This window comes from Arthrobacter sp. 05T423, from assembly GCF_056396245.1.
On sequence record NZ_JBFTLC010000009.1, the window covers coordinates 121325 to 140692 of the forward strand.

16 protein-coding genes and 1 tRNA gene are annotated in these 19368 nt (G+C 66.9%); 8 read left to right on the forward strand and 9 right to left on the reverse strand.

Annotated elements, in window-relative coordinates; all coding sequences use genetic code 11:
• Positions 1-2 precede the first annotated feature (2 nt).
• The 4 genes from AC1DFE_RS09745 to AC1DFE_RS09760 all read left to right on the forward strand — a co-directional run bounded on the left by AC1DFE_RS09745 (position 3) and on the right by AC1DFE_RS09760 (position 4918).
• A complete protein-coding gene (locus AC1DFE_RS09745) occupies positions 3-950 on the forward strand; it encodes a metallophosphoesterase (RefSeq protein WP_476905688.1) in 948 nt (315 codons plus the stop codon).
• Between the two features lie 123 nt (positions 951-1073).
• Positions 1074-2891 (forward strand): ABC transporter ATP-binding protein, encoded by a 1818-nt coding sequence (locus AC1DFE_RS09750; protein ID WP_476905689.1) that lies wholly within the window; start codon positions 1074-1076, stop codon positions 2889-2891.
• The gene (locus AC1DFE_RS09755; RefSeq protein ID WP_476905690.1) at positions 2888-4762 is read left to right on the forward strand and encodes an ABC transporter ATP-binding protein; all 1875 of its coding nucleotides are present in this window, start codon (positions 2888-2890) and stop codon (positions 4760-4762) included. The genes AC1DFE_RS09750 and AC1DFE_RS09755 overlap by 4 nt, the downstream gene beginning before the upstream one ends.
• Positions 4763-4841: 79 nt before the next feature.
• Positions 4842-4918: transfer RNA gene (locus AC1DFE_RS09760), tRNA-Pro, on the forward strand.
• A gap of 135 nt (positions 4919-5053) precedes the next feature.
• On the opposite strand, the gene AC1DFE_RS09765 is transcribed toward AC1DFE_RS09760, so the two are convergent.
• A complete protein-coding gene (locus AC1DFE_RS09765; protein ID WP_476905691.1) occupies positions 5054-5404 on the reverse strand; it encodes a hypothetical protein in 351 nt (116 codons plus the stop codon).
• A 117-nt stretch (positions 5405-5521) separates the two neighbouring features.
• Entirely contained in the window at positions 5522-5755 is a 234-nt protein-coding gene (locus AC1DFE_RS09770; protein ID WP_476905692.1) for a hypothetical protein, read from the reverse strand.
• Between the two features lie 134 nt (positions 5756-5889).
• Here AC1DFE_RS09770 and AC1DFE_RS09775 point away from each other — a divergent pair, with 134 nt between their 5' ends.
• Positions 5890-7152, forward strand: a complete 1263-nt coding sequence (locus tag AC1DFE_RS09775; protein ID WP_476905693.1) for a helix-turn-helix domain-containing protein — start codon at positions 5890-5892, stop codon at positions 7150-7152.
• A 72-nt stretch (positions 7153-7224) separates the two neighbouring features.
• Here AC1DFE_RS09775 and AC1DFE_RS09780 read toward each other — a convergent pair whose 3' ends face one another.
• Positions 7225-8163, reverse strand: a complete 939-nt coding sequence (locus tag AC1DFE_RS09780; RefSeq protein WP_476905694.1) for a phosphoribosylaminoimidazolesuccinocarboxamide synthase — start codon at positions 8161-8163, stop codon at positions 7225-7227.
• A gap of 2 nt (positions 8164-8165) precedes the next feature.
• Entirely contained in the window at positions 8166-9497 is a 1332-nt protein-coding gene (gene purD, locus AC1DFE_RS09785; RefSeq protein ID WP_476905709.1) for a phosphoribosylamine--glycine ligase, read from the reverse strand.
• A gap of 139 nt (positions 9498-9636) precedes the next feature.
• On the opposite strand from purD, the gene AC1DFE_RS09790 reads away from it, so the two are divergent.
• Genes AC1DFE_RS09790 through AC1DFE_RS09800 form a run of 3 tightly spaced genes read left to right on the forward strand, consistent with a single transcriptional unit; the run spans position 9637 to position 12674 of the window.
• Positions 9637-11214 (forward strand): molybdopterin-dependent oxidoreductase, encoded by a 1578-nt coding sequence (locus AC1DFE_RS09790; protein ID WP_476905695.1) that lies wholly within the window; start codon positions 9637-9639, stop codon positions 11212-11214.
• Positions 11215-11238: 24 nt separating this feature from the next.
• Positions 11239-12255, forward strand: a complete 1017-nt coding sequence (locus AC1DFE_RS09795) for an asparaginase (RefSeq protein ID WP_476905696.1) — start codon at positions 11239-11241, stop codon at positions 12253-12255.
• 29 nt (positions 12256-12284) lie between these two features.
• Entirely contained in the window at positions 12285-12674 is a 390-nt protein-coding gene (locus tag AC1DFE_RS09800) for a sterol carrier family protein (protein ID WP_476905697.1), read from the forward strand.
• 166 nt (positions 12675-12840) lie between these two features.
• On the opposite strand, the gene AC1DFE_RS09805 is transcribed toward AC1DFE_RS09800, so the two are convergent.
• The 5 genes from AC1DFE_RS09805 to AC1DFE_RS09825 all read right to left on the reverse strand — a co-directional run bounded on the left by AC1DFE_RS09805 (position 12841) and on the right by AC1DFE_RS09825 (position 18892).
• A complete protein-coding gene (locus tag AC1DFE_RS09805; RefSeq protein ID WP_476905698.1) occupies positions 12841-14319 on the reverse strand; it encodes a cation:dicarboxylate symporter family transporter in 1479 nt (492 codons plus the stop codon).
• Positions 14320-14509: 190 nt separating this feature from the next.
• Entirely contained in the window at positions 14510-15523 is a 1014-nt protein-coding gene (locus tag AC1DFE_RS09810) for an endonuclease domain-containing protein (RefSeq protein WP_476905699.1), read from the reverse strand.
• A gap of 171 nt (positions 15524-15694) precedes the next feature.
• Entirely contained in the window at positions 15695-16456 is a 762-nt protein-coding gene (locus tag AC1DFE_RS09815) for an SDR family oxidoreductase (protein WP_476905700.1), read from the reverse strand.
• Between the two features lie 27 nt (positions 16457-16483).
• Complete coding sequence (locus AC1DFE_RS09820; protein ID WP_476905701.1) at positions 16484-17227, reverse strand: aspartate/glutamate racemase family protein; 744 nt, start codon at positions 17225-17227, stop codon at positions 16484-16486.
• Positions 17228-17326: 99 nt separating this feature from the next.
• The gene (locus AC1DFE_RS09825; RefSeq protein ID WP_476905702.1) at positions 17327-18892 is read right to left on the reverse strand and encodes an NCS1 family nucleobase:cation symporter-1; all 1566 of its coding nucleotides are present in this window, start codon (positions 18890-18892) and stop codon (positions 17327-17329) included.
• Positions 18893-19368: the final 476 nt, after the last annotated feature.

The window sequence follows — 19368 nt, forward strand, 5'->3', positions numbered from 1 at the left end:
CCGTGACTGACTTCTCACAGGTGGCAAGCCGCGTCCGGAGCATCGGGCGCGGCTTTGCCGTCACCGCCGGCGCCGGAACCGCAGCCGCCCTCGCCGCCACGGCCTACGGACTGTGGGAAAAGAACCAGTTCGTCCTCCGCGAGGAAACCGTCCCGATCCTCCCTCCGGGCCGGGCCCCGTTCCGGATCCTGCATTTGAGCGACATCCACTTCGTTCCGGGCCAGAAGGCCAAGGCGGAGTGGCTGCAGTCGCTTGCGACTCTCAGGCCGGACCTGGTGGTGAACACGGGCGACAACCTCAGCCACCCCAAGGCCGTGGACCCGCTGCTGAACGCGCTGGCACCACTCATGGAGTTCCCGGGCGTGTTTGTTCCGGGCTCCAACGACTACTACGCGCCCAAGCTCAAGAACCCCGCCGCCTACCTGATGGGGCCCTCGAAGGCCGCGCCGGACCGTGTGGAACTCGACTGGGCGCGCCTGCGCTCCGGCTTCGGCATGGGCGGCTGGATCGACCTGACCAACCGGCACCAGTCGGTGGTGCTGAACGGCATGCGTTTCGATTTCTCGGGCGTGGATGATCCGCACCTCAACCGCGAACGGTACGCCGGCTGGCCGCGCGGCACCAGGGGCCAGAACGCCAAGGACCACCTGCGCATCGCCGTCATCCACGCCCCGTACCAGAGGGTCCTGGACCACTTCACCGAGGACGGCGCGGACCTTCTCCTGGCCGGCCACACGCACGGCGGCCAGCTGTGCATCCCGGGGTACGGCGCCGTCGTCGCCAACTGCGACATCCCCACCTGGCGGGCCAAGGGTCTCAACGACTGGAGCAGCAACGGAAGTACGACGCCGGTCAACGTCTCGGGCGGGATCGGCACCTCGCGCTTTGCGCCGGTCCGGATCGCCTGCAAGCCCGAGGCCGTCCTGCTGACGCTTACCGCGCGCGCCTGACCGCTCAGGCTCGCTCCCGTCCGTGAGAGCCGTAGGTCCTAGGGTGACCTGTCACCTGTGAAGGGTGCCGCCCATGGCATAGGGTAGTTGCTACGGGAAACTACATCAGTTCAAGAAGCGGGCATGGCCAAGCAGAGTTCATTTTTTCGATCCGTCAGCCGTCTCTATCCCCATGTGAAACCGGTCCTGCCGCGGCTCATTATGGGCCTGCTGTCCGCGCTCCTGGCCAGCGTGGTTGCCCTGGCCATCCCGCAGGTGCTGCGCTCGCTGGTCAACGATTCCCTCCGGCCCGGGGCCACCGCCGAAGCCGTGTGGGGCTCGGCCGGCCTCATCCTGGCGCTGGGCGTCGCCGAGGCCGTGCTGGTTGCCCTGCGCCGCACCTTCGTGATCAACCCGGCCACCACCGTGGAGACCCGGATGAGGGTCTCGCTGTACGGCCACCTGCAGGATCTCCCCGTTTCCTTCCATGACCGCTGGGGCTCCGGGCAGCTGCTCTCCCGCGCCATGACGGACCTCAACTTCATCCGCCGCTGGATGGCATTCGGGGCCATCATGCTGGTGGTGACTACCCTGACAGTGGTGATCGGCGTCGTCGTTATGTTCACCATGAGCTGGCAGCTGGCGCTGATCTTCCTGGCCGCAGCGGGACCTGTGATGGTCTACGGCTTCCGCTTCCGGACCCGCTTCAGCAAGGTCGCCCGCCGCAGCCAGGACCAGGCCGGCGACCTCGCCACCACCGTTGAAGAATCCGTCCACGGCATCCGCGTGCTGAAGGCCTTTGGCCGCAGCCGGGAAGCATTGGAAACATTCAACGGCCAGGCCGAGGAACTGCGCCAGACGGAAATCGCCAAGGCCCGCCACCAGGCCGTCTTCAGCATGGTGGTGACCCTCCTGCCCGAGCTGGCGCTGGGGGCAGGCCTGGTAACGGGCATTCTGCTGGCCGCCAGCGGCCAGCTCAGCATCGGCTCCCTCGTGGCCTTCTTCGCCACCGCCGCGGTCATCGCCGCGCCTGTGGAATTCTCCGGCATGCTGCTGGCCATGGCGCTGACGGCGAAAACGGCGCTGGACCGGCACTTCGAGGTGATGGATTCCCAAAACACCATCACCGGTGCTGCGGAAGCCCGCCGCCCCGCCGACGTCAAAGGCGCCCTAAGCTTCAACAACGTGACGTTCGCCTTCGACGACGCCCCGGACAAACCGATCCTGAAGGACGTCCGGCTGGACATCTGTCCCGGCGAGACCATGGCGCTGGTGGGGATCACCGGGAGCGGCAAGAGCGCCCTGCTGCAGCTCGTGCCCCGGCTCTACGACGTCACGGACGGTTCCATCACGCTCGACGGCGTGGACCTGCGCGAGTTCAGCGTCGAGGATCTCCGCACACTCGTGGCCGTGGCCTTCGAGGACACCACCCTGTTCTCCAGCTCGGTGCGCGACAACGTGCTGCTGGGCGTCCGGGCCGGGGACACCGACGCCCGCGAAAACATCCTGGCGGAGGCCCTGGACACCGCGCAGGCCCACTTCGCGTATTCGCTGCCCGAGGGGCTGAACACCCTCATCGGCGAGGAGGGACTCAGCCTGTCCGGCGGCCAGCGGCAGCGCCTCGCCCTGGCTCGGGCCATCGCGGCCCGGCCTTCGGTGCTAGTCCTCGACGATCCCCTGTCAGCCCTGGACGTGAACACCGAGGAGCTCGTGGAAAACCGCCTGCGGGAAGTGCTGGCCAGCACCACAACTCTCATCGTCGCCCACCGGCCGTCCACTGTGGCTATGGCCGACCGGGTGGCGCTGCTGGAGGACGGCCGCATCGCCGCCGTCGGAACGCATGCCGAACTGCTGGCCGGGAACAGCCATTACCGTCACGTGATCGCGAGCCTGGAAACGGAGCCCCGGGACCTGGACTCCGAGCTGTCGGACCTCGACGACGCAGAGGAGGTCAGCCGGTGAGCGCAACAGCCTTCGGAACTGCCAATGAGGACAACGCCAACCTGAGCAGGAGCGACAGCCAAGCAGTACGACGCCGGTCGCTCGCCTTGCTGGGGTCGCTGATCCGGCCGGTGCGGCTCCGATTCTGGCTTACCATCGCCATGGTGGTCCTGTCGCAGGCGGCCCGGGCGGCCGGCCCGGCACTGATCGCCTTCGGCATCGACCATGCGCTGCCGGCCCTGCGCGCCGGCAACAGCTTCCCGCTGGTGCTGACAGGCGTCGCCTATCTCGCCACAGCGCTGGCGGCCGCCGGGCTGACTGCCCTGTACGTAACATCGACGGCGAAACTCAGCCAGGCCATGCTCCTGGACCTGCGCCTGTGGGTTTTCCGCCACACCCAGCGGCTCAGCCTCGAATTCCATGAGAAGTACACGTCCGGGCGGATCATCGCCCGGCAGACCTCCGACCTGGAGGCGCTGCGCGAGCTTCTGGACTCCGGAGTCAGCTCGCTCGCCTCGGGCGCCCTGTTCATGGTGTTCACCGCCGTCACCGTCTTCGCCCTCGACTGGCGCAGCGGGCTCGTGGTGCTGGCCGCTGCCGTGCCGATGTTCTTCCTGGCGCGCTGGTACCAGAAGCATTCGCAGATGGCGTTCCGCCAGTCCCGGGTGGTCTCGGCGCGGCTCATCGTGCACTTCATCGAGACCATGACCGGCATCCGCGCGGTCAAGGCGTTCCGCAAGGAGCGCGAGAACGCCGGCCGTTACGGGGAACTCGCCGAGGAATACCGGCAGGCGACGGTCCGCTCCATCAACCTGAACGGCATCTTCCAGCCCGGCCTGGTACTGATCGGCAACGTCTGTGTGGCCGCCGTGCTGCTGTTCGGCGGTTTCCGGGTGCTGACCGGTGACCTGGCCGTGGGCGTGCTGCTGGCCCTGATGCTCTCCACCAAGCGCTTCTTCCAGCCCGTGGACCAGATGGCCATGTTCTACAACTCCTTCCAAAGCGCGCAGGCGGCGCTGGAGAAGGTCTCGGGGCTGCTCGAGGAGGTGCCCACAGTGCGGCCGCCGCGGAACGCGGTGGAACTCCGCGACGCCCGCGGCGCCGTCGAATTCCGGGACGTCGAGTTCCGCTACGGCAGCGGCCCGCTCATCATCCCCGCGCTGAGCCTCAGCATTCCCGCTGGCCAGACAGTGGCGCTGGTGGGCCAGACCGGTGCCGGCAAGTCGACGCTGGCCAAGCTGATTGCCCGCTTCTACGACGTGTCTGCCGGTTCGGTGATGCTCGACGGCGTGGACATCCGGCAACTGGCCACCGCGGACCTGCGGCGGAACATTGTGATGGTCACCCAGGAGGCCTTCCTGTTCAGCGGCTCGGTGGCGGACAACATCGCCCTGGGCCGGCCGGACGCGCCGCGCGAGGAGATCGAGGCGGCCGCGAAAGCGGTGGGCGCGCACGAGTTCATCATGGAACTCCCCGAGGGCTACGACACCGACGTCAACAAGCGCGGCGGCCGCGTTTCCTCGGGCCAGCGCCAGCTGATCAGTTTCGCGCGCGCGTTCCTCGCCCGGCCGGCGGTCCTGATCCTGGACGAGGCCACGTCCTCGCTGGACATACCCTCCGAGCGTCTCGTGCAGAGCGGCCTGGCCGGGCTGCTGCGCGGAATGGACGGCGACAGTCCGGCGGGCGACAGTCCGGCGGACGACGGGGCGCCCCGGGGAACCGCCCGCACGGCGCTGATCATCGCGCACCGGCTGTCCACGGTGGAAACCGCGGACAGGGTGCTCGTGGTCCACGACGGACAGGTGGTGGAGGACGGAACCCCGGACGAGCTGATCGGCGGCGGCGGCCGTTTCGCCCGGCTGCACAGCGCCTGGAAGGACTCGCTGGTCTGAGCTGGGGCCCCTTCCGGGCCTCGATTTCACATGTTGGCCAAGTATCAGATATCCTTGTTCAGTTGCTTTCGCAGCGGATCGGGATGTAGCGCAGCTTGGTAGCGCGCTTCGTTCGGGACGAAGAGGTCGCAGGTTCAAATCCTGTCATCCCGACCAAAAGGAAAGAGGGTCTCCCCCAGGGAGGCCCTCTTTCAGTTTCTTCAGGCCCCACTCACCCAACTAAGTAGCCGTTGTGGGGGTTCCCAGCGCTCAGAACGCCCACTATGGCTACCTAGTTGGGTCCGTGCGGGCTCAGTTTCCGCCCAGGCTCTGGTGGTTGATGTTCTGGGTCGCCTGCCCGTCGCCCAGCAGGGGCATCCTGGGCCGGGACCCGTCGTCGGGCAGGTAATCTCCCCGGCTGCCGTAGCTTTGAACCTGGTTCAGGTACCGGTGGCGCAGACGGAGGCCGACGGCGAAAAGCACCACGGACTCCAGCAGCGCAGCAAGGCCGATCATCCCCCAGACGAAAGTCCCGGCGTCGGCCGTTCCCCTGAACACCTCAACCACAGCAGCACCGGCAGCGGCCGCCACAATCAGTGAGATGCCGGCGATGGTCCAGAGGAAAAAAGCCCGCTGCAGGCCGTTGGCCGCTCTCCGCGTCATGGTCCCCACTCCTTAGTTACGGCAGCTGTTCCTGGCAAGAAAAACGTCGGGGGAGAAAAAACGGCCCCGGAACATGATGTGCGCATGTTCCGGGGCCGTTTTCCTCATGGAAGCTGTTTACATGGGATCGGGCCAGTTGCCAATGGTTGTCTCTGACACCATGGGATCAGGCCAATTGCCGATAGTGGTCTTGTTCACGTCCTTGACGCGCATCGGATCCGGCCAGTTGCCAATGGCAACCGGGGTGCCCGCGTTGTCCGCGACCGAGCCTGCGGACAGAACGGCGGGAGCCGCAGCAGAAAATGCGAGGGCCCCCGCCAAAACGGCGGCGGCTGCTATCTTCTTCAACATGTGAAAGTTCCTCAATACGAGTCGGATTCGTTACCCAGTCAGCACAGTCCTTGTTGACATACATTGTAAAATGTTTTCCACAGAGGGTGTCAAGCATTCTGTACAAAGGCTGTCCGGAATAGGAGGTAACCCCAGTGGGTAACGGATTCGGGGAGAAGCTCCGCGCTGAGCGGCTGGAGCGCGGACTGACCCAGGCCGAACTGGGCAAAGACCTGTACTCCCCCAGCTACATTTCCTTGCTGGAGACCGGGCGGCGGGAACCCACAGCCGACGTCATCGAAGAGCTCGCCCGCAGGCTGGAGCTCGCACCCAAGGCGCTGGAAGCATGGAGCCAGCCCATCTCGGTCAGTGACGCCGAATACGTGCTCGCGGGGCTCTACGCGCGGCAGGCCTGGGATCTGCGCGACTATGGCCTCGCGGCCGAGCACGCCGCCAACGCGGCCCGGATCGCCCTCGACGGCAAGAACACCAGCGCCTGGTGGAACATGACCTACATGCAGGCCGAATGCCTCATGAAACAGGGCCAGCTCAAGGAATGCCAGAGGATCATGGAGCACCTGTCCGAGCACCCCATGGCCACCGAATCGGCCGGCCTCGGTGTCCGGGCGCGCCAGATGCTCGCCGCCCTGTGCCACGGACAGGGCCAGCTGAGCACCGCCGTCGAACACGCCGAGAAGGCGGTGGAGCTGTGCGCGCAGCTGCCCAAGGGCTCAACGCTGATCATCGGCGCACTCCGGGCTCTGATCGGGGCGCTGGCCGAGAGCGGCCGGCTGGACGAGGCCTGGAAGTACTGCCAGGACATGAACGAGCAGATGGACGAGCATTCGATGTCCCAGCTCGCCGGCGAGGTGGCCTGGGTGATCGGGAACGTCGCATTCATGCGGCACGACTACCCGGAGGGCATCAAGCACCACGAGCGGGCGGCCAAGCTGCTCTCCCCCGCCAACGACATCGAGCTCTGGGCCCGCTTCAACAAGGCGTCGGCCGCCGTCCGCCTCTCCTCCGGGATCGTCGAGCCGGAGACCCTGTCCGCCATTGAACGGGCCGAACTGGCACTGTCCATCGTGGGCGGGAACAAGACGGACCAGCTGGAGGTGGCCTTCATCCGGGCCCGCTGGCTCTACCTCACCGGCGACATCGTGGCGGCCGTGCAGAAGCTCCGCGACATCCACGCCGAGCGCACGGACCTGGCCAAGCACACGGCCGGCGAGGTCTCGCTCCTCCTCGGCAAGTCGCTGAAGGCCGCGGGCGAAGCGGATGAGGCGCTGGTGCACCTGGAGGAGGCACAGAAGGAATTCAGTGCGGCCGGTGCGCAGGACCGCGTCCAGCAGGCCCTCGACGCCGTGCTGGAGATCCGGCTCGCCCAGCGGCGCGCCGCCGCGGCCGAAGCCAGCTAGCAGCTACAAAAACGTCAGGCGCACCCGGGACTGTTCCCGGGGGCGCCTGACGTTTTTGCAGCGCTGGATCGCCTAGCTGAATGTGCGGCCGGTCAGCTTTTCGTAGGCCTCGACGTAGCGGGCGCGCGTACGGTCCACGATGTCGGCGGGCAGGGCCGGTGGGGGCGCATCCGAGCCCCTGTCCCAGCCCGACTCGGCGGACGTCAGCCAGTCCCGGACAAACTGCTTGTCGTAGGAGGGCTGGGCCTTGCCGGGCTCGTAGGTGGCGGCGTCCCAGAAGCGGGACGAGTCCGGCGTCAAGACCTCGTCGCCGAGCGTGATGGCGCCGTTCACGACGTCGTAGCCGAACTCCACCTTGGTGTCGGCGAGGATGATGCCGCGTTCGCGGGCGATCTCCTCGGCCCTGGTGTAGATGCCCAGGGTCAGCTCGCTCAGGCGCGCCGCGATGTCGTCGCCCACGATGGACACGACGGCGTCGTAGGTGATGTTTTCGTCGTGCTCGCCCACCTCGGCCTTGGCCGACGGGGTGAAGATGGCGCGCTCCAGGCGGGAGCCGTCCACCAGGCCTTCCGGCAGCGGGATCTCGCAGACGGTGCCGGACTGCCGGTACTCCACGAGGCCGGAGCCCGTGAGGTAGCCGCGGGCAATGCACTCCACCGGGAACATTTCCAGCTTCTTGCAGATCATGGCCCGGCCCTCGACCGCGGCCGGCACGCCGTCCTCCACGGTGGACGCCAGGACGTGGTGTTCAACGTTTAGCTGGTCGAACCACCAGAGGCTCAGCTGGGTCAGGATCCGTCCCTTGTCCGGGATCTCGCTGCTGAGCACGTAGTCGTAGGCGCTGATGCGGTCGGTGGCGACCACCAGCACGCACTCCTGCCCGAACTGCTCGTTGATGGAGTCGCTGGCCGGGACGTACAGGTCGCGGACCTTGCCCGAGTAGACGTGCGTCCAGCCGGGCAGCTCGGCGTGCGGGGTGTCCAGGCCGCGGGAGCTTTCCTGTGCAGCCACTGTCACGCCTTCTTTTCCGAAGCGGAGCCGGCCGGGGCAGCCGACGGGGCTGAGACGGCGGACGACACCTTGATTTCACCGCGTGCGGCCTTGCCCGCGATGTCCGTGCGGAACTGGGCGCCTTCCAGCTGCACCAGCTCCACGCCGTCGTACGCCCGTTCCCGGGCCTCCACGAGGTCGGATCCCAGCGCCACCACGGCGAGGACACGGCCGCCGGCCGAGACCACCTTGCCCTCGTCGTCGAGCTTGGTTCCGGCGTGGATCACGTGGACGCCGTCCAGCTCGTCCACCTTCTTGAGCCCGCGGATGCGGTCACCCGTGCGCGGGGTGTCGGGGTAGTTTTCGGAGGCAACGACGACGGCGACCGCCGTGTCCTTGGACCAGCGCAGCTCTTCTGCCTGGTCCAGTTCGCCCTTGGCGGCTGACAGGAGCAGGGAACCGAGGGGCGTCTTGAGCCGGGCGAGTACCGCCTGGGTTTCGGGGTCGCCGAAGCGGACGTTGAATTCGATGACGCGCGTTCCGCGCTTGGTCAGCGCCAGGCCGACGAACAGCACGCCCACGAACGGGGTGCCGCGGCGGGCCATCTCGTCCACGGTGGGCTGGGCGATGCGGTCGATGACCTCCTGGACCAGTCCTTCCGGGGCCCAGTCGAGCGGGGTGTACGCGCCCATGCCGCCGGTGTTGGGGCCTTCGTCATTGTCGTAGATGCGCTTGAAGTCCTGCGCCGGGGACAGGGCCACCGTGTTGCGGCCGTCGCACAGCACGAACACCGAAACCTCCGGGCCGTCCAGGAACTCCTCGATCACAACGGTGCCGCCGGCGTCGAAGCAGCTCTGGGCGTGGGCCAGGGCGTCGTCCCGGTTGTTCGTGACCACCACGCCCTTGCCTGCGGCCAGGCCGTCGTCCTTGACGACGTACGGGGTACCGAAGGTGTCCAGCGCCGCGGCAGCCTCGTCCGCATTGGCGGCCACCAGCGCCATCGCCGTCGGAACGCCGGCTTCGGCCATGACCTGCTTGGCGAAGGCCTTGGAGGCCTCGAGCTGGGCGGCGTCCCTGCTGGGGCCGAACACCGGAATCCCGGCGTCGCGCACGGCATCCGAAACGCCGGCCGCGAGGGGAGCCTCGGGACCTACCACCACCAGGTCGACGTCGAGCCGGGTGGCGAGCGCCGCCACGGCGTCCGGATCGTTCCCGTTGATCGCGTGCGTGGGGACGAGCTTGCTGATGCCCGCGTTGCCCGGAGCCGCATGGACTTCGGAAACGTTGGGGTCGGCAAGGAGCGAGCGGACAATGGCGTGTTCGCGGCCACCGGGGCCAATGACGAGTACCTTCACAGTCTCCAAGGGTACTTTGTGGACCGTGCTGGCTCCTAAGCTGTGACCGGTCCGCAGTTGTGGCCGGTCTTCAGCTGGAACCGGCCCTCAGTTGGTACCGGCGGACAATCCGGGCAGCCCGCCGCTACGAACCAAGGTCATGAAGAAGCTCATGAGGTGGTTCAGGGGACCAGCGGCGTTGGCAGCCCTCGCCGGGGTGGCCGCTGCCGCCGTCGTTCTTTCCGTTGCGGAACTGGCGGGGGCGTTCTTTACGGCCCGTGCCACTCCCCTGATCGCCCTGGGTTCGACGTTCATCGACTTCACCCCGCCGTGGCTGAAGGACTTCGCGGTTGCCACGTTCGGAACCAACGACAAGGCCGCGCTCTTCGCCGGAATGGGTCTGACGATTTTGGTGCTGGCGTGCGTTCTGGGCGTGGTGGCGTACCGGAGATGGGCGCTGGGCACCGCTGGCGTGCTGTTCATGGGCGCGGTGATCGTGGCCAGTGTGGTGACCCGCGCCGGCGTCAGGGCGCTGGACGCCGTGCCCTCGCTGCTTGGCACCGTGGCGGGGCTGGTCGTGCTCCGGCTGCTGGTGTCGCGGCTGTGGCGGCTGCAGGTCTTCCCCGGTGCCCCGTCCGACGTGGCGGCCAAGCTGCCGGAGCGCCCGGCCACCTCCCGGCGGGCCTTCTTCGCGGCGACAGGCATCACGGCGGCCGCGGCGGCCATCGGGGCAGCCGGCGGCCGGCTGCTGAGCGCCGCGCGCAGCAATGTGGCGCAGGCCAGGGAGTCCCTCCGGCTCCCGGCGCCGGCCCGGCCCGCAGCGGCCGTGCCCGCCAAGGTGCAGTCGTCCACGCCCGGAGTGACGCCGTGGCTGACGCCCGGCAAGGACTTCTACCGGATCGACACCGCCCTCAGCATTCCGGAGATCACGGCCGGGGAGTGGGAACTGCGCGTCCACGGGCTCGTGGAGCAGGAGGTCCGGCTCACGTTCCAGGACCTGCTCGACGCCGACCTGATCGAGTCCCATGTGACCCTCACCTGCGTCTCGAACCCGGTAGGCGGCAACCTCGCCGGCAACGCCCGGTGGCTGGGGCTTCCCATCCGCGAGGTACTCAAGCGGGCCAGACCCATCGCGGGGGCCGACATGGTGCTCTCCACCTCCATCGACGGGTTCAGCGCGTCCACACCGCTGGAAGTCCTGCAGGATGACCGCGACGCCATGCTCGCCATCGGCATGAACGGCGAACCGCTGCCGCTGGAACACGGCTACCCGGTGCGCATGGTGGTTCCGGGGCTGTACGGTTTCGTGTCCGCCACCAAGTGGGTGGTGGACCTGGAGGTGACCCGATTCGCCGACAGCAAGGCCTACTGGACGCAGCGCGGCTGGTCGGAGCGCGGCCCCATCAAGACGATGGCCCGGGTGGAGGTGCCCAAATCGTTCGCCAGGGTGCCGGCCGGGAAGGTGGCCGTCGGCGGTACCGCGTGGGCGCAAACCCGGGGCATCACCAAGGTCGAGGTGCAGATCGACGGCGGCGACTGGGCCGAGGCGGTGCTCTCGGACGAGGCCTCCGTGGACACGTGGCGGCAGTGGTCCTTCAGCTGGGACGCCAAACCTGGCTCGCACTACATCAAGGTCCGCGCCACGGACGGCACCGGAGACGTGCAGACAGAGAAGCGTGCCGATCCCGTGCCCGACGGCGCCTCCGGCTGGCAGTCGGTCATGGTCACGGTTGAGTAGGCTGCCGCACCATAGACTTGGCCCATGGCCCTAAATTCGCACGCCACGTTCACTGTGGATTCCGCCGTTGAACTCGCCGTGGTTGAGCGAAGCGGATTCGTGGAGTCCCGCCATATCGGGGCGGCCGTGGTCCTGGCCGCGGACGGCCACGTGGTCACCCGGCTTGGCGACATCGATACCCCCATCCTGGCCCGGTCCACGCTCAAGCCCCTGCAGGCGCTGGCGGCCATGCAGTCCGGCGTTCCCCTGCGCGGCGCCCAGGTGGCCCTCGCCTGCGCCAGCCACACGGGATCGCTCGACCACATGGATGTCGTCGAAGGCATGCTCAAGGCCGCGGGCGTCAAGGAGGATCAGCTGCAGTGCCCCGCCGCCTGGCCGCAGGACGAGACGGCACGGACCTGGCTGACCCAGTCTGAGCGGGGCAAGTCGCGGCTGGCCTTCAACTGCTCGGGAAAGCACGCGGCGTTCCTGTGGGCCTGCACGGAAAACGGCTGGGACACGCACAGCTACCTGGAACCCAACCACCCGCTGCAGCAGCGCATCCGCACCGTGATCGAGGAGTATTCCGGCGAGAAGATCGCGCACCTGGGCATCGACGGCTGCGGCGCACCGGTCGCCGCCATCTCGCTGACCGGCCTGGCCCGCGCCTACTCATTGCTCGCCAAGGCCCCCTCTGACAAATCCGCAAACGCCCGCGCCGCCACCATCGCGACCTCCATGCTGGACTACCCGTGGGCGGTGCAGGGCAGGGGCGAGGCCAACACTGTCGTGATGGAGGAGCTGGACGTCATCGCCAAAATCGGCGCCGAGGGCGTCCTGGTCATGGCCACGTCCCAGGGGGTCTCCGTGGCCCTCAAGGTGCTGGACGGCAACCTGCGGGCTACCTCGCTGGTCGGACTGACCTTGCTGGCTGCCTGCGGAGCCGTCGACATCCCGGGCGTGTCCAGCGTGCTCGAAAAGGTGGTGGAGCCGGTGCTCGGCGGTGGGCGTCCCGTGGGCAAGATCCGTTTGGGCCATGCCGTCTCGGCGCTGCTGGACTAACGAACTTTTCACTTTTCAAGGAGGCACCGGTGGTAGTTGCGCGCCGCAGAATCGACCCCGCCGAGGGCCAAGCGGCCCTGAACGAATGGGCGGCAGGTGCCGTCCCGCCGTCGGACGCCGCCCCGTTACCTGCGGTCCCCCGTTCGGTGATCGCGACGGCGGTCCGGTACTCCCTCGAGGAGGTCACCGCCCGCGCACCCGGGAATTCGGTGGAGGTGCGGGTCCCGCCGTTCGGCGTCACGCAGTGCGTTGAGGGCCCGCGGCACACGCGCGGCACTCCCCCGAACGTCATCGAGTGCGACGCCGCCACGTGGCTGGCGATGGTGACCGGCCGGCTGAGCTGGGCAGACGCCGTCGGGGCCGGACGCGTGGCCGCCTCGGGCCTCCGGGCGGACCTGTCGGCGCTGCTCCCCCTCTGAGCCCCGCGCCTTTTGCGGGCCGACCGATTAACGAGGCAGGATCCCGCCCAAGTCTGAACTGCTCAGTCTTGGACGGGATCCTGCCGTCTGTCCTCTGGAGTTTTTGTCCAGATATCGCGACTTCAAGGGCCTTCAGCGGACGATATCTGCACAAAAACTCCGTACGTTATTCGTGGTTGATGGCTGCGGACGGCCGGCTCATCTGGAACTCGGGCATCTCGCCGGGGTTCGGACCGCCGCGGAACTTGGGCGACGCCTCCCCGCCCCCGCTGATCCGCTCCAGTTCCTGCTCCTGGAAGTCCTCCTCCACACCGAGCATGACCGCCGAATCGTGGTTGGTGATCTCGCCGCGGAACGCCCGGACCATGACGCTGCGGTCGAACTGGCCCTCCCACTTGGAGACCAGGAAGGTGGCCACGCAGTTGCCCAGCAGGTTGACCACCACGCGCATGGAGTCCATGAGCCGGTCGGCGCCGAGCAGCAGGGCGACGCCTGCCACCGGGAAGATTCCGAGCGCGGCCGCGGTGGCGGACAGTGCGAGGAAGGACGAGCCGGGTACGCCGGCCATGCCCTTTGAGGTGAGCAGCAGGACACCGAGGGCCGCCAACTGCTGGCCGAGGTCCAGGTGATGGCCGAAGGCCTGGGCGAGGAACAGCAGGGAGATGGACAGGTAAATCGCCGCGCCGTCCAGGTTGAAGGAATAGCCCGTGGGAACCACCAGGCCGGTGGTGGCCCGGGAGCAGCCGGCATTGGTCAGCTTGGTCATGATGCGCGGCATCACGGCTTCCGTGGACGCGGTGCCCAGGGCCAGCAGGAATTCCTCGCGGGTGTACTTGAGGAACTGCCACAGCGGAACCCGGGCGAATCCCCAGGCCACGACGAACAGGAGCCCGATGAACACCACAGCCGCACCGTAGCAGGCGGTGATCAGCATCGCGTAGGTGCCAAGAGTGTCCAGCCCGTACTGGCCGATGATGAAGGCCATCGCGCCGAACGCACCGATCGGAGCGACCTTCATGATCCAGGACATGATCTTGAAAACGAGTTCCAGGACCGTCTCCATGAGACTGACCACCGGGAGGCACCGCTCGCGGCCGATGACAACGATTGCGGCACCGAAGAACACGGAGAAGAAGAGGACCTGCAGCAGGCTGTTGTTGGCGAAGGCGCCGATGACACTGGTGGGAATGACGTCCAGGATGAACGCCGCCGCGTCCTTCGGCACGGCATGGCCGGTCTTGGCGTCGAGGGCTTCCTGGGACAGCGTGCTCGGATCGATGTGCAGGCCCGCTCCGGGCTGGATGAGGTTGCCGACAATCAGGCCGAAGACCAGGGCGAAAAGTGTGGCCGCTGTGAAGTAGAGAAGAGCCTTGACTCCTACCCTTCCGACCGCCTTGACGTCGCCAACGGCCGAAATTCCCGTGACGATCACGAGGAAGATCAGCGGCGCGATGATCATCTTGATGAGCTGGATGAAGCCGTCACCCAGCGGCCTCAGTTGAGCGCCCAGGTCCGGCCAGAAATGCCCGATGAGGACACCTGCCACGACGGCGATCAGAATTTGGAAGAAGAGCGACCTATACAGGGGCTTCTTCTTCGACGGCGCCGAACTCGCCTTCAGCGCCGCGGAATCTGGGATCTTCATTGATCTGTACCTATCAATTGGGAACAGCCCCGGATCGGGGTCTGCTTCCAACGTAACGCCGGTCACACAATTCCGCAAGAGGAAATTCAGTTTTCACAATGTGGAACTCGTGTAGCCAGTCACAATTGAGTTTTTGTCCACTTGTCGGGGGTTAGAGGCCCTTCAGCGGCCGATATCTGGACAAAAACTCCTACCGCTGCCAGCCTTGCTTGCGCAGCGCCTGCCGCACCCGCGAGACGACCCACTCCCGCCCGCGGCTCATGTCGACGCTGTTGACTTTGACCTGGCGCCAGCCCGCGTCCGACACGCGCTGGTCCCGGGACGCGTCGAGCGCCTGCTGCCCGGGGGTCAGGTGATGGAGCCCCTCGTACTCGATGCACGTCCTGAACCTCGGGCAGCCCAGATCAGTCCAGACCGGCTTGTTCAGGACGTCGTCCACGCGGCAGTTGGGCGTGAACTCCGGCAGCCCGGCGTCGTCCAGGAGCAGGCGGAGCTTGCTTTCCGGTGGCGAATCGACACCGACGCGCAGCAGATCGAGGGCAAGCCGCGCCTTCCGCACCCCATGGATGCCGTTGGCGCCGTCCACAAACGTCCGCAGCTCCGCCAGCGGCACCATGGCGACCTTGGGCGGCCCGAAGTGCCTGGCATGCTCGCTGACGATGGCGTCGCCGGCCACCACGAGGTCGTCGATGGGCAGGACAGAGCCCAGGTCAACCCAAGTTCTGGCGAGCGAGGTCAGCCGCAGGCCGTCAATCTCAACGAGATCACCGTCGCGGATCTTGAGCCGGTGCCCCGCGATGCCGCGCCGGCGCGGAAGCGTGCCGCCGTTCTCCCGGGACAGGTGCAGAAACCGTCCGGGCTCCCGGAAATGCGGTCCGCTTTTCTTGCCCCATGGCACAGGTTCGACGGCGGCGGTCACCGGCCCGCCGTCGTCGGGCCTGAACTCCGCCCACGGCGGCAGCGGAACGCCGTGGACTTCCGCCGCGGTGACCAGGCTCGCGAAGATGTCCGCATCTAGTGCGGTGTGCGAGCGAACGAGTGCGGGAAGGTCCAGGCTGCTCGACCTGGGCACGCGGATGCCCCTGCTTGGACGGTGCATGTCGCGGGCGAAGAGCCTGCCTGCAGGTACACCGGCGACGGCCGCCTCGGGAACGGCGAACGGCCGGCTACTGATTTCCTCGGGCAGCGGTGACAATCTGGTCATGCTCCATTGAGGCACCTTAACGAGGCCTGCGGGACGTTATCCACAGGCCGGACCTCGAGGCCGCGAGTTTTTGTCCAGATATTCGCCGCTGAAGGGCGCCGAAGTCGCGATATGTGGACAAAAGCGCGGAAGGAAGGAAGGAAGGAAGGGAGCAAGCGCGAAGGAGGGGGGTTAGCCGCGGCCGATGAAGGGCATTCCCGCGGCCGTGATCACCACGGAACCCACGCTCGCCGACGGAGGCATCCCCGCCATCATCAGCACCGCCCGGGCCGCGTCCTCCACCGGGAACATCGGTTCCACCCTGCGGCTTCCGTCGGCCTGGAGCGCCCCCGAGCCGACTCCGATGGTGTCCATGAGTTCCGTGGCCGTGTTGCCGATGTCGATCTGCCCACAGGTGATCCCGAACTCCCGGCCGTCCAGCTCGATGCTCTTGGTCAGGCCTGTCATGGCGTGCTTGGTGACGGCGTACGCGACGGTGCGCGGCCGGGGCGAATGCGCGGAAATTGAGCCATTGTTGATGATCCGGCCGCCCTTCGGCGACTGCGCCTTCATCGCCCGGACGGCCGCCCCTGCGCACAGCAGCGAACCGGTCAGGTTCACCGCGACGGTGGCCTCCCAGTCCGCCAGGCTGATCTCGTCCACCGACGCCGCCGGGCCAAAGACGCCGGCGTTGTTGAACAGGACGTCCACCCGGCCCCAGCGTGCGAGGACGGCAGCGAAAAGGCGCTCGACGTCGTCGGGCACGGTGACATCGCACGGCACCGCCAGCGCCTCCGGATGCCCGTCCGCTGTGTCCCGGAGCTGCGGCTCACGGCGGCCCGCCAGGGCCACCCGGTAGCCGTCCGCCAGCATTTGCCGGGCAACCGCGCGCCCGATGCCGGAACCGGCGCCGGTGACGACGGCGACCCGCCCCGGAGTGGGTGGAACGGTCATGCTGCTTCTCCTGGAGTCGTTGGAACCTTAAGCGGTGGCCGGAACGCCGCTCGCCGCAAGCGGCCAGCCTATGACGGTCTTGGGCCGCGGCGTGGCGTACGTCCGCACCTTGGACGTGGAGAGCTGCATCCGGACCAGGGACTCCGCGATGGTCACGGCAGCGGCAACCCCGTCAACGACCGGCACTCCGGCGCGCCGCCGGATCTGTTCGTCAAGGCCGGCCATGCCGCCGCAGCCAAGCACGATCACCTCGGCCTTGTCCTCCCGGACAGCGAGCAGCGCCTGGCTGATAATGGCCTCGACCGCCCGCTCCGGCTCCTCCTCGAGCTCCAGCACTGCCATCCCGCTGGCCCGCACCGACGCACAGCGGGCGTCGAGGCCTGCCAGCTTCAGCCGGTCCTCGATGAGCGGCACGGCGCGGTCAAGGGTGGTGACCACGGAGTACTTGTGGCCCAGGAACATGGCCGTGCTGGCCGCCGCCTCGGTGATGTCGACGACGGGCACGTCCAGCAGCTCCTGCAGCCCCTCCCGGCCGTGCTCGCCGTAGCCTGCCTGGATGACGGCGTCGAAGGGCTCGGTGTAGCTGACCACCCGGTCCATCACCGCGATCGCGGCCAGGTAGCTCTCAAAGTTGCCCTCACAGGAATCCGCGCCGAAGCGCGGCGTGATCCCGACGATCTCGGTGCCGGACGCCGCGATGCTGCGCGCCTGGGCGGCGATGGAGTCGGTCATGGACTGGGTGGTGTTGACGTTGGCGACGAGTATGCGCATGGTGTGCTCCTGAGGGGGTTGGGCCCAACTGACTCGCAGTTGTTGTCGTTTTGGGCGCTCAAAACGACATTAAGTGCGAGTCAATTAGGTGGGTGGCTCTTAGTGGTTGCTGGCGACGGCGATGGCCTCGCCGTCGGCGTCCTCAAAGCGCTGCTTGCGGTCGGCGATCACGTAGTAGCTCAGTGCTCCGACGCCGGCACCGAAGAACCAGGCAAACGGTGCGGCCGGCTCGAACGCAGGGAGGAAGGCCACGAGGATGGCCAGGACGGCTGCCGGAACCAGCGCGATGATGGCCCTCGGGTTGACGCCCCGCTTGTAGAAGTAGGCCCCGGCCGGGTCCTCGCTGTACAGCTCGGGGACGTTCACCTTGCCGCGGCGGAGCAGCCAGTAGTCGGCCATGACCACGCCGAACAGCGGCCCGAGCAGGGCACCGAGCCCACCCAGGAAGTACACGATGACGAGCGGGTTGTTGTAGAGGTTCCACGGCAGGATGACCAGGCCGATGGTACCGCTCACCCATGCCGCCCGGCGGAAGTTGAGCCGCTTGGGGAACAGGTTGGTGAGGGCATAAACGGGGGCCACGAAGTTGGCCATGAGGTTGACCGCGACGGTCAGGATGAGGATCGCGAGGCAAGCCAGCACCAGGAAGAGGGTGTTGGGAATGCTTTGGACGATGTCCGACGGCGTTTCGATGATGGTGCCGTTGATCTTGTACTGCCCGCCGGCGAGGACCACCACGATGGCGCCAAACAGGAGCATATTGATCGGGATGCCCCAGAAGTTGCCGCGGACGATGGACTTTTTGGACACGGCGGACCGGGTGAAGTCACAGAAGTTCAGGACGAACGTACCGTAGATGGACACCCAGAGGGCACCGCCGGCGAAAATGGTCCGCCACATCTCACCGCCCTCGAGGCCCCTGATGCCCGTCCACTGGATGGAGCCCTGCGCCTCGGTGAAGACCCAGACAGCCAGCAGGACCATCGTCAGCAGGATGACCGGACCCGCGAAGGCCTCGTATTTGCGGATCATCTCCATGCCGAAGCTGACGATGACGAGCTGTACGATCCACAGCCCCACGAAGGCGATCCAGCCCAGCGTGGACAGGCCAAGGATGGAGTTGGTGTCCAGGTCGTGGAGGGACGGGACCATGGCCACCAGCATTACCCGGAGCACCACCGAGGCAAGGAACGTCTGGATCCCGAACCATGCGACCGCCACCGCGCCGCGGATTAGGCTGGCGAGCTGGGCGCCGCGGATGCCGAAACTTATACGGCTCATGACGGGGAACGGGACCCCCGTCTTCTGCCCCATGAAACCGGAGAAGCTGAGCAGCACGAAGAGGAGGGCCGCACCGATGGCCAGGGCCATCAGGATCTGCCAGCCCCCGAGACCGAGGGAAAAGAGTCCGACGGCGAACGCGTAGTTTCCGAGGCTGTGCACGTCGTTCGCCCACAAGGTGAAGATGCTGTACGCCGTCCAGCGGCGCCCTTGCCGCTTGGTGGGTGCGAGGTCGGTGTTGTAGAGGCTGGGGCTGATGTCGCGGCCGGCCGCGGCACTGGCCGCTTCGCACAGGTCGTCGACGCTGACGGCGGGATGGACCGGCTGGCCCGACAACAGCGTCGGCCCGTCCGTTTCGACGCCGACTGAGGGGGTCGTCTGCATCTGGTTCTCCAGTTCTGGGATTTTCGCGGTGGTGAGCCCTCGGTCGGACGATCATGGATCGGCGGACAGTTGCTGTTATTCCACATCGCGAAATAAACTTGTTGAATGGTGAAATCATCGTATGACCTGCATCACCTTCGGGTCAAGGTGCCCGCGGCCCCCTTGGCGGTCACAATCCGCCCGTTAGGTTATGTATTAGTCAGTACTGCCGGAAGTGCGCGCGGGCGTTTGACCCACATCCACCGCCCCCGATAATCTCGAATAGCAAGAATGTTTTCCCACAATACGAAAACATGAGCCCTACATTCGAAGATGAAACGAGGCTGCCGTGGCTGCAGGAGAAGATACCTCCCATATCCTCAGCGGGTTGACTAACCAGCTGCCTGATCGTGATCCGGAAGAGACCGCCGAGTGGGTTGAGTCCCTGGACGCGCTGATCAGGGAACAGGGCACGGAGCGTGCCCAATACATCATGC

What these genes read in the sequence shown, in the direction of transcription:
- AC1DFE_RS09825 (WP_476905702.1), bottom strand. Translation starts at nt 18,892, where the DNA reads ATGCAGACGACCCCCTCAGTCGGCGTCGAAACGGACGGGCCGACGCTG.
- AC1DFE_RS09770 (WP_476905692.1), bottom strand. Translation starts at nt 5,755, where the DNA reads ATGTTGAAGAAGATAGCAGCCGCCGCCGTTTTGGCGGGGGCCCTCGCA.
- AC1DFE_RS09815 (WP_476905700.1), bottom strand. Translation starts at nt 16,456, where the DNA reads ATGACCGTTCCACCCACTCCGGGGCGGGTCGCCGTCGTCACCGGCGCC.
- AC1DFE_RS09805 (WP_476905698.1), bottom strand. Translation starts at nt 14,319, where the DNA reads ATGAAGATCCCAGATTCCGCGGCGCTGAAGGCGAGTTCGGCGCCGTCG.
- AC1DFE_RS09750 (WP_476905689.1), top strand. Translation starts at nt 1,074, where the DNA reads ATGGCCAAGCAGAGTTCATTTTTTCGATCCGTCAGCCGTCTCTATCCC.
- AC1DFE_RS09795 (WP_476905696.1), top strand. Translation starts at nt 11,239, where the DNA reads ATGGCCCTAAATTCGCACGCCACGTTCACTGTGGATTCCGCCGTTGAA.
- AC1DFE_RS09820 (WP_476905701.1), bottom strand. Translation starts at nt 17,227, where the DNA reads ATGCGCATACTCGTCGCCAACGTCAACACCACCCAGTCCATGACCGAC.
- AC1DFE_RS09810 (WP_476905699.1), bottom strand. Translation starts at nt 15,523, where the DNA reads ATGACCAGATTGTCACCGCTGCCCGAGGAAATCAGTAGCCGGCCGTTC.
- AC1DFE_RS09790 (WP_476905695.1), top strand. Translation starts at nt 9,637, where the DNA reads ATGAAGAAGCTCATGAGGTGGTTCAGGGGACCAGCGGCGTTGGCAGCC.
- AC1DFE_RS09765 (WP_476905691.1), bottom strand. Translation starts at nt 5,404, where the DNA reads ATGACGCGGAGAGCGGCCAACGGCCTGCAGCGGGCTTTTTTCCTCTGG.